8 protein-coding genes are annotated in these 7,434 nt (G+C 47.8%); 7 read left to right on the top strand and 1 reads right to left on the bottom strand.

Translation table 11 applies throughout. The features are described 5' to 3' along the window. Nucleotides 1-329: AIR synthase related protein (locus tag ACJAYR_RS12740; RefSeq protein ID WP_415236950.1), on the bottom strand; the 329-nt coding region annotated here is incomplete at its 3' end. A 66-nt stretch (nt 330-395) separates the two neighbouring features. On the opposite strand from ACJAYR_RS12740, the gene ACJAYR_RS12735 reads away from it, so the two are divergent. The 7 genes from ACJAYR_RS12735 (at nt 396) to ACJAYR_RS12705 (ending at nt 7,388) form a co-directional block, all read left to right on the top strand. After that, nucleotides 396-1,547, top strand: a complete 1,152-nt coding sequence (locus ACJAYR_RS12735; protein WP_415236949.1) for a DUF2066 domain-containing protein — start codon at nt 396-398, stop codon at nt 1,545-1,547. A gap of 49 nt (nt 1,548-1,596) precedes the next feature. Next, nucleotides 1,597-2,142 (top strand): CDP-alcohol phosphatidyltransferase family protein, encoded by a 546-nt coding sequence (locus ACJAYR_RS12730; protein ID WP_169545456.1) that lies wholly within the window; start codon nt 1,597-1,599, stop codon nt 2,140-2,142. 6 nt (nt 2,143-2,148) lie between these two features. Then, nucleotides 2,149-3,231, top strand: a complete 1,083-nt coding sequence (locus ACJAYR_RS12725; RefSeq protein WP_415236948.1) for an AI-2E family transporter — start codon at nt 2,149-2,151, stop codon at nt 3,229-3,231. After that, nucleotides 3,228-3,905, top strand: coding sequence for an HdaA/DnaA family protein (locus tag ACJAYR_RS12720; protein ID WP_415236947.1), 678 nt, complete (start codon nt 3,228-3,230; stop codon nt 3,903-3,905). The genes ACJAYR_RS12725 and ACJAYR_RS12720 overlap by 4 nt, the downstream gene beginning before the upstream one ends. Then, entirely contained in the window at nt 3,905-4,684 is a 780-nt protein-coding gene (locus ACJAYR_RS12715) for an SDR family oxidoreductase (protein WP_415236946.1), read from the top strand. Before ACJAYR_RS12720 ends, ACJAYR_RS12715 begins: the two co-directional genes overlap by 1 nt. A gap of 24 nt (nt 4,685-4,708) precedes the next feature. After that, entirely contained in the window at nt 4,709-5,143 is a 435-nt protein-coding gene (locus ACJAYR_RS12710) for a DUF2147 domain-containing protein (protein WP_415236945.1), read from the top strand. Nucleotides 5,144-5,234: 91 nt separating this feature from the next. Continuing rightward, nucleotides 5,235-7,388 (top strand): RNA degradosome polyphosphate kinase, encoded by a 2,154-nt coding sequence (locus tag ACJAYR_RS12705; protein ID WP_415236944.1) that lies wholly within the window; start codon nt 5,235-5,237, stop codon nt 7,386-7,388. The last annotated feature ends 46 nt before the right edge of the window (nt 7,389-7,434 follow it).

The raw sequence follows: 7,434 nt of genomic DNA, 5'->3' as shown, positions 1-7,434 counted from the left end.
AGGAAGAAAAGAGGTTCTGCCCCCTGAACGACAAGGTCATTCACGCACATGGCAACCAGATCGATCCCAACCGTGTCATGCTTGTTCATATCGATGGCGACTTTTAGTTTTGTACCAACACCGTCCGTTGCTGAAACAAGCAGTGGATCTTTGAAGCCTGCCGCTTTAGGATCAAAAATCGCCCCAAAACCACCCAGATCAGCATTTGCGCCCGGCCTGCGGGTCATTGCTGCAAGTGGTTTGATGGCATCAACAAGAGAATTGCCTGCGTCAATATCGACACCTGCATCTTTGTAACTGTAACTTTTTTTGGAGCTATCGGTCTTCATAAGATATGCTGTATCCGGTATCCTGATTCTAGATGCGTCAACATACGTTTTTTCCAGTGGTTTGCAATGACGGAAACGAAACACATTCGAAGTTATTTTGCCTTGCTATCGTTCATAATAGCGAGTTTTCTCCTTTTCGGCATTAACAATGCGCGGGCAACGGATAGTAAACTCTATTCAGTGAAGGGTATTTCGGTGGACGCGACAGCGGCTTCTGCAAGCGAAGCGCGGACGATTGCAGTCGCCGCGGGACAGCGGCGGGCGTATAAAGCATTGTTAAGAAACCTTATTCCAAGGTCTTATCATGATTCCCTGCCAGAAGTTTCAGATGCCGACTTAACCTCAATGATTACTGGTTTTCAGGTATCTAATGAAAAAACGTCGGCGACGCGTTATCTGGCGGATTTGATCTTTGATTTCAAACCGGAAAGCGTCCGGCCGATTCTGCAGGCCAACAATCTTCCCTATGCTGAAACCCGAAGCAAACCGGTTCTGATCCTGCCTGTGTATGACGCATTGAGCGCCAAGACCCTTTGGGGGGAACCTAACCCATGGCGCGACACCTGGATTGATGTTTTTGAAAAAGGAAACGGCCCCATCGGGAACTCCAAGCGCATGGATGACTGGGCGCAAACGCGGGTCGTGCCCATCATGGTTCCCAGCGGGTCCCTTGACGATATCCGAACAGTGTCTGTTGAGGATGCAGTCGGTTTAAACGGGCCCGCGCTTACCGAAATTGCGGATAGTTACGGAGCCGGCGTTGTGATGGTCGTGTATGCCAGTCTGCAAAATCAGGGTGGCATTCGTCGTTTGGATGTTTCTGTTCAGCGGAATGATGCTTTCAGTACCGCTGTGGTCGAAAGTTACACCGGCGGACAAACAGACAGCGATATTTTCCGGACGGCCATCTTTGATATTGTTGATAACCTTCAGGAAGGTTGGAAGGATCAATATATTCTGGATCGTAGTATCGAGAACAAACTGGCCGTTTCTACAACAATTTCCAGCCTCTCAGAATGGATGACCATTCAGGAAAAAACAAAATCTGTCCCCGCTGTTCAGGAAATCAAAATCCGGGAATTGTCCGTAGAGAAGGCATTTTGGGAGATTTCATTTGTCGGTGAAGTTGACCAGCTCTCCAGCGCGTTGGCGCAACGGGATTTGTTCTTGAATTCAGTCGATGGCTTTTGGCTTTTAGAAGCAGCTACACGCGAATAGTAAGATTGAAAATAGTGTCTCTTCTTTAGATTACAGTTCGGAAAATAGCTTGAATATACCCAATAGCATAACTTTGGCGCGTATCCTGACGGTACCGTTGATTGTATGGTTGATCCTTAGCGAAGAAATGCTGATTGCCTTTATTGTCTTTGTTTTGGGCGGGCTTTCTGATGCTCTGGATGGGCTGATTGCCAAACAGTTTAATCTGGTGACCCATCTGGGTAAATATCTGGACCCGTTGGCTGACAAAATCTTACTGGTTTCCGTTTATGTCACGCTGGGGATCAAGGAATATATCCCAAGTTGGCTTGTGATCCTTGTTGTCAGTCGCGATTTACTTATCGTGGGAGGGGTCCTTTTTTCTCATGCAATGGAACGAAACCTGCGGATCCATCCTGTTTTGATCAGCAAGATAAATACATTCTTTCAAATTGCATTAGCGGCGGTCGTGTTGGGAACAGCAGGCTTTAATGTTGAATTGGGTGTTTGGCAGGTGAGTATTGTCTATACTGTTGCAATCACGACGGTTTTGTCTGGATACTACTATCTATCAAGTTGGATGAAACAATCCGAACAAACTGGAATGAGGGGCTGAACGGAAATGACAATTCAACAACATATGAGGTTTTGGACAGTACTCATCGCGCTGTTTGTCCTCTTTCTCATTCTTTTAAGTGACATCCTGCTGCCTTTTGTTCTTGGTATGGCCGTCGCGTATTTCCTCGATCCTGTTGCGGATAAGCTGGAAGCGAAAGGTTTGGGGCGGACAACAGCGACGTCGATTATTGTGGGCATTTTCTTACTGTTAAGTTGCCTCTTTATCATTCTGTTGGTGCCGGCGCTCATTGATCAACTGATCGGCTTATTAAAAAGATTACCCGGTTATATCACGGCGTTATACGATTTCTTTAAACCCATAATTGCGCGGTTTGTGGATATTGAAATGCTTCAGGCCAGCGAAGAATTCCGGGCGGCCATAAGCAGTTATGCCTCCAATGCTGTCAAAAATCTGGGATCATTATCCTCCAATCTTCTCAGTCAGGGGCTTGCACTGGTAAATCTGTTATCACTGCTTGTTATTACCCCGGTTGTCGCTTTTTACCTGTTACGCGACTGGGACAGGATTACCGCGAAAGTGGATAGTTGGATTCCCCGAAGCAAACTGACTGAAATCCGGCAAATCGCAAAAGATATCGATTTCGTTCTTGCCGGATTTGTCCGCGGGCAATCGACAGTATGCCTTATCCTTTCAATCTATTATGGAACGGCCCTGTTGGCTGTCGGATTGGAATTTGGCCTTGTGATCGGCATTGTAACTGGTTTGATCTCGTTCATACCGTTTGTTGGGGCCATCGTCGGTTTTATCGCCTCGGTGGGGGTGGCGATTTTTCAATTCTGGCCCGACTTTTTTCAAATTGGAATTGTTGGAGCCATCTTTATTGTTGGGCAGGTTCTCGAAGGATATGTCTTAACACCCAAACTGGTCGGCGAAAAAGTGGGACTTCACCCGGTCTGGGTCATGTTTGGCTTGTTGGCGGGCGGTAGCCTGTTCGGTTTTGTGGGTGTGTTAATTGCGGTGCCCTTGGCTGCTGTCGTCGGTGTGGTAAGCCGTTTTGCTCTGTCCCAATATATGGGCAGTCCGCTCTATGGGCGAAATCAGGAGCAGTTGGAGGGGGACGAGTGAAGTCAGAACAACTGCCCCTTGACCTCGCATGGAGAGCGGCTCACGGACGGGATGATTTTCTGGTTGCGGGCCCCAATAAAGAGGCGGTTGCCTGGATCGACCGCTGGCCAGACTGGCCAAGCCAGTTTCTGTTGCTGACTGGCCCTGATGGATGCGGAAAAACCCATTTGTCTCATGTCTGGATGGAACGGAATAAAGCGGCCTTGATAACAGCGGACGAGTTGGCCATGCTACCTATGGATACGCTTTCTAATTTTGCCCGTGCCCCCTTGGTTATTGAAAATATTGGCCCTGATGTGCCCGAGGAAAATCTGTTTCACCTGTATAATCTGGTAAAAGAAAAAGGGGGGTCCGTTCTTATGACGTCCCGTTACAACTATTCAGAATGGACCCTCACGCTCCCCGATCTCAAATCACGCCTTGGAACAGTTCAGATCGCTAGAATTGAAGAGCCGGATGACGAGTTATTTGCATCCGTTCTGGTCAAGCTATTTGCCGACAGGCAGTTGCAGGTCACCCCTGATATCTTGCAATATCTAATGGTTCGCCTTGAAAGATCGTTTGGACAGGCACGGCATGTTGTATCCGCACTCGACGATCTATCACTGGCCCATAAACGGCGCATAACCATCCCACTCGTAAGGGATCTATTGGAAAAAGAAGGACAATTATAATGGATTTCGGAATTAAGGGTCGCAGGGCAATAGTATGCGCTTCCAGTAAAGGGCTTGGACGGGCCTGCGCGGAAGCCTTGGCAGAAGAGGGTGTAAATCTGGTTTTGACAGCCCGAACAGAAGGCCCCTTGCTAAAAACCGCAGAGGACATTCGTACAAAATATGGCGTGGACGTTGTCGCGATTGCAGGGGACATTACCACAGAGGAAGGACGGGCTGCTGTTCTGAAAGAATGTCCCGATCCTGACATTTTGATCAATAACGCCGGCGGACCGCCTCCAGGTGACTTTAGGGATTGGTCTACTGAAGACTGGATGAAAGCCCTGAATGCCAACATGTTGACGGCTATCGAATTGATCCGTCAGACTGTGGATGGGATGCAGGAACGTAAATTTGGCCGCATCATCAATATAACATCGGCGGCCGTAAAAGCGCCGATAGATATTTTAGGGCTCTCCAATGGTGCGCGGGCCGGTTTAACGGGTTTTGTCGCCGGGATTTCCCGTAAAACGGTCGCCCATAACGTAACCATCAATGGTTTATTACCCGGACCATTTGATACGGATAGGCTGAAATCAACATTGGAACCCGCGGCAAAAGCAACCGGCAAATCCATCGAGGCAGTAGCAGCAGAACGCGCCGCCTTGAACCCGGCCGGGCGGTTTGGTCAGCCCGAGGAGTTTGGAGCCGCCTGCGCGTTTTTATGCAGTGACAAAGCTGGTTTCATTACAGGCCAGAATATTCTCTTGGACGGGGGTGCCTTCCCGGGTACTCTTTAGCCAACAAACAAGACGGGGGCTCACATGAAGAAATTAGTATGTGGATTAACTTTTTTGGCTGCTATGGGGATGGGCGGCACCGCATCGGCAAATTCAGATGTTATCGGCATATGGGAAACGGTCGAGGGTAAAAGCCATGTACAGATTTCTTCCTGTGGAGAGAATAAATATTGCGGTGAACTGATTTGGCTGAAAGAACCCAACACCGAAAAAGGCGAGCCAAAAACCGACATCAATAATCAAGACGAAAAACTTAGAAATAGGCCGATTATTGGGATTCAGCTGCTGAATGGGTTGGAAAAAACTGGGCCCAACGAATGGGATGACGGGACAATTTATAACCCGGAAGATGGCAATACCTATAGTTCTGAAATGCGCCTTATCGATACCGATCAGCTGCAGGTCGAAGGATGTGTCTTGTTTATTTGCAAAGAACAAATCTGGACACGAAAGAAATAGGAAATACTTGATAAAGCTGCATTTTGTCACAAAATGGTGATATACAGGTGGTATGGGAATGGAACTTATCCCAATCCATTAAGGTGGTGCTGTGAATTCTCCTATTATTGTCTCTGATCAAGAAGAGTTGTCTGATGTAAATCCTGAAAGCCATAGTCGGTTTATAAACCGCGAGCTTTCCTGGCTTTCTTTCAACTGGCGGGTCTTGGAAGAGGCCGAAAATAAGAACCACCCTTTGTTGGAGCGGCTAAGATTTTTGTCCATTTCGGCGACAAATCTTGATGAATTCTACATGGTTCGGGTTGCGGGGCTTCTCGGCCAGATCAACGCCCGTGTCACCACCTTAAGTTCAGATGGATTAACCCCTGCACAAACTTTGGAAAAAGTGGATATAAAGGCAGCGCGCCTTATTGATCAGCAACAGGTTATCTGGAAAGACCTTTTGCAGGATATGCAACGTGAGGGTATTTCTGTCGTCAATCCGGACGGCCTTTCGGTCGACGATAAGGCGTGGCTCGCGAGTTATTTCGAAGAACAGATCTTTCCGATCCTGACGCCTATGGCAATTGATCCGTCTCATCCATTTCCGTTTATTCAGAATCTTGGTTTTGGCATGATTTTGCAATTGTCGGGCCGAAAAGCAGAAAAACGCCTGAAGGCGCTTATTCTATTTCCGCAAACCCTGCATCGCTTCATCAGGCTGCCTGGTAGTGAAATTCGGTATATCACGCTGGAACACACGGTGACCCTGTTTCTGGATCGGCTTTTCCCCGGTTATTCGGTGGATGGGCAAGGTCTTTTTCGGCTTGTTCGTGATAGTGATATCGAGGTTGAAGAAGAAGCCGAAGATCTTGTGCGGCTGTATGAAAGCGCGTTGAAACGCCGGCGCCGGGGCAGTGTCATTCGGTTAAAAGTTGATGCTGGAATGCCTAAGCCCCTCGCGGATTTTTTGGCAGAAGAGCTTAATATTGATGTTCGTGCGATCATGGTGATCGATGGTATTCTCGGCATTTCAACCATCAATCAGATGATCGGTGAAGAACGACCTGATCTTGTGTTTGAACCTGCTGAAGCGCGTTATCCTGAAAGGGTCAGGGATGCCGGTGGTAATGTCTTTAATGCCATCAGTGCCAAAGATTTCATTGTTCATCACCCGTATGAAAGCTTTGACGTTGTCGTCCAGTTTCTAAGGCAGGCCGCTGCCGATCCCGACGTAGTTGCGATCAAGCATACTTTGTATCGAACATCATCGGACTCCCCGATTATCAAAGCATTGATAGAAGCGGCCGAAGCTGGAAAGTCGGTCACTGCCCTGATCGAGCTGAAAGCAAGGTTCGATGAAGAGGCGAATATTCGCTGGGCGCGGGATCTGGAACGGGCAGGGGCTCAGGTCATTTACGGTTTCTTTGATCTGAAAACCCATGCAAAAGTCTCTCTGGTGGTGCGCAGGGAAGGCGGACAGCTGAAAAATTACATGCATTTTGGAACTGGTAACTACCATCCGGTGAACGCCCGTATCTATTCAGACCTGTCACTCTTTACGGATGATGCTGATTTGGCCAAAGATGTGGCCCTGATGTTTAATTACATCACTGGATACGCCACGCCCAAAGGATTATCAAAACTGTATTTGTCACCGTATAGTCTGCGAAGTTCACTGATCGAAATGATTGATCAGGAAATTGCCTTTGCAAAAGAAGGTAAGCCTGCCTCTGTCTGGGCAAAAATGAATTCGCTGGTCGATGCCAAAATCATTGATAAACTATATGAAGCCAGCAATGCGGGTGTGGATATCCGTTTGATTGTGCGCGGAATTTGCTGTTTGCGTCCGGGGGTCCCCGGACTTTCCGAGAATATCTATGTGAAAAGCATTGTTGGTCGTTTTTTGGAACATTCGCGGGTCGTCTGCTTTGGTAATGGGGCCGAAATGCCGTCCGAAGAAGCCCATGTTTTTATTACATCGGCCGATTGGATGCCTCGAAATTTCGACCGCCGGATTGAAACACTGGTACCGATTACAAACGAGACTGTGAAACGGCAGGTGCTTGATCAAATTATGGTCGCCTGCCTGAAAGATACCGAGCAAACCTGGGTTCTTGGGCCGGACGGAGAATATCAACGTTTACAAGATGTTAAGAATGATTTTTCCGCCCACAAATATTTTTTAACAAATCCGTCTTTATCTGGGCGCGGAAAAGCTTTAAAGGTGAATAATCCGGTTCCGATTTTGATTCCACCCAGTTAATGGATGTTGCACTTGGGACAGGGTACTGGGTGCCATAGCAAAGAGT

Source organism: Sneathiella sp., assembly GCF_047631475.1.
In the GTDB taxonomy this organism is placed as follows: Bacteria; Pseudomonadota; Alphaproteobacteria; order Sneathiellales; family Sneathiellaceae; genus Sneathiella.
The sequence above is the reverse complement of the archived record's forward strand: the minus strand, read 5'-3'. Positions and strand labels throughout refer to the sequence as shown.

Coding starts and splice junctions, on each gene's coding strand:
- ACJAYR_RS12735 (WP_415236949.1), top strand. CDS start 396: ATGACGGAAACGAAACACATTCGAAGTTATTTTGCCTTGCTATCGTTC.
- ACJAYR_RS12715 (WP_415236946.1), top strand. CDS start 3,905: ATGGATTTCGGAATTAAGGGTCGCAGGGCAATAGTATGCGCTTCCAGT.
- ACJAYR_RS12725 (WP_415236948.1), top strand. CDS start 2,149: ATGACAATTCAACAACATATGAGGTTTTGGACAGTACTCATCGCGCTG.
- ACJAYR_RS12710 (WP_415236945.1), top strand. CDS start 4,709: ATGAAGAAATTAGTATGTGGATTAACTTTTTTGGCTGCTATGGGGATG.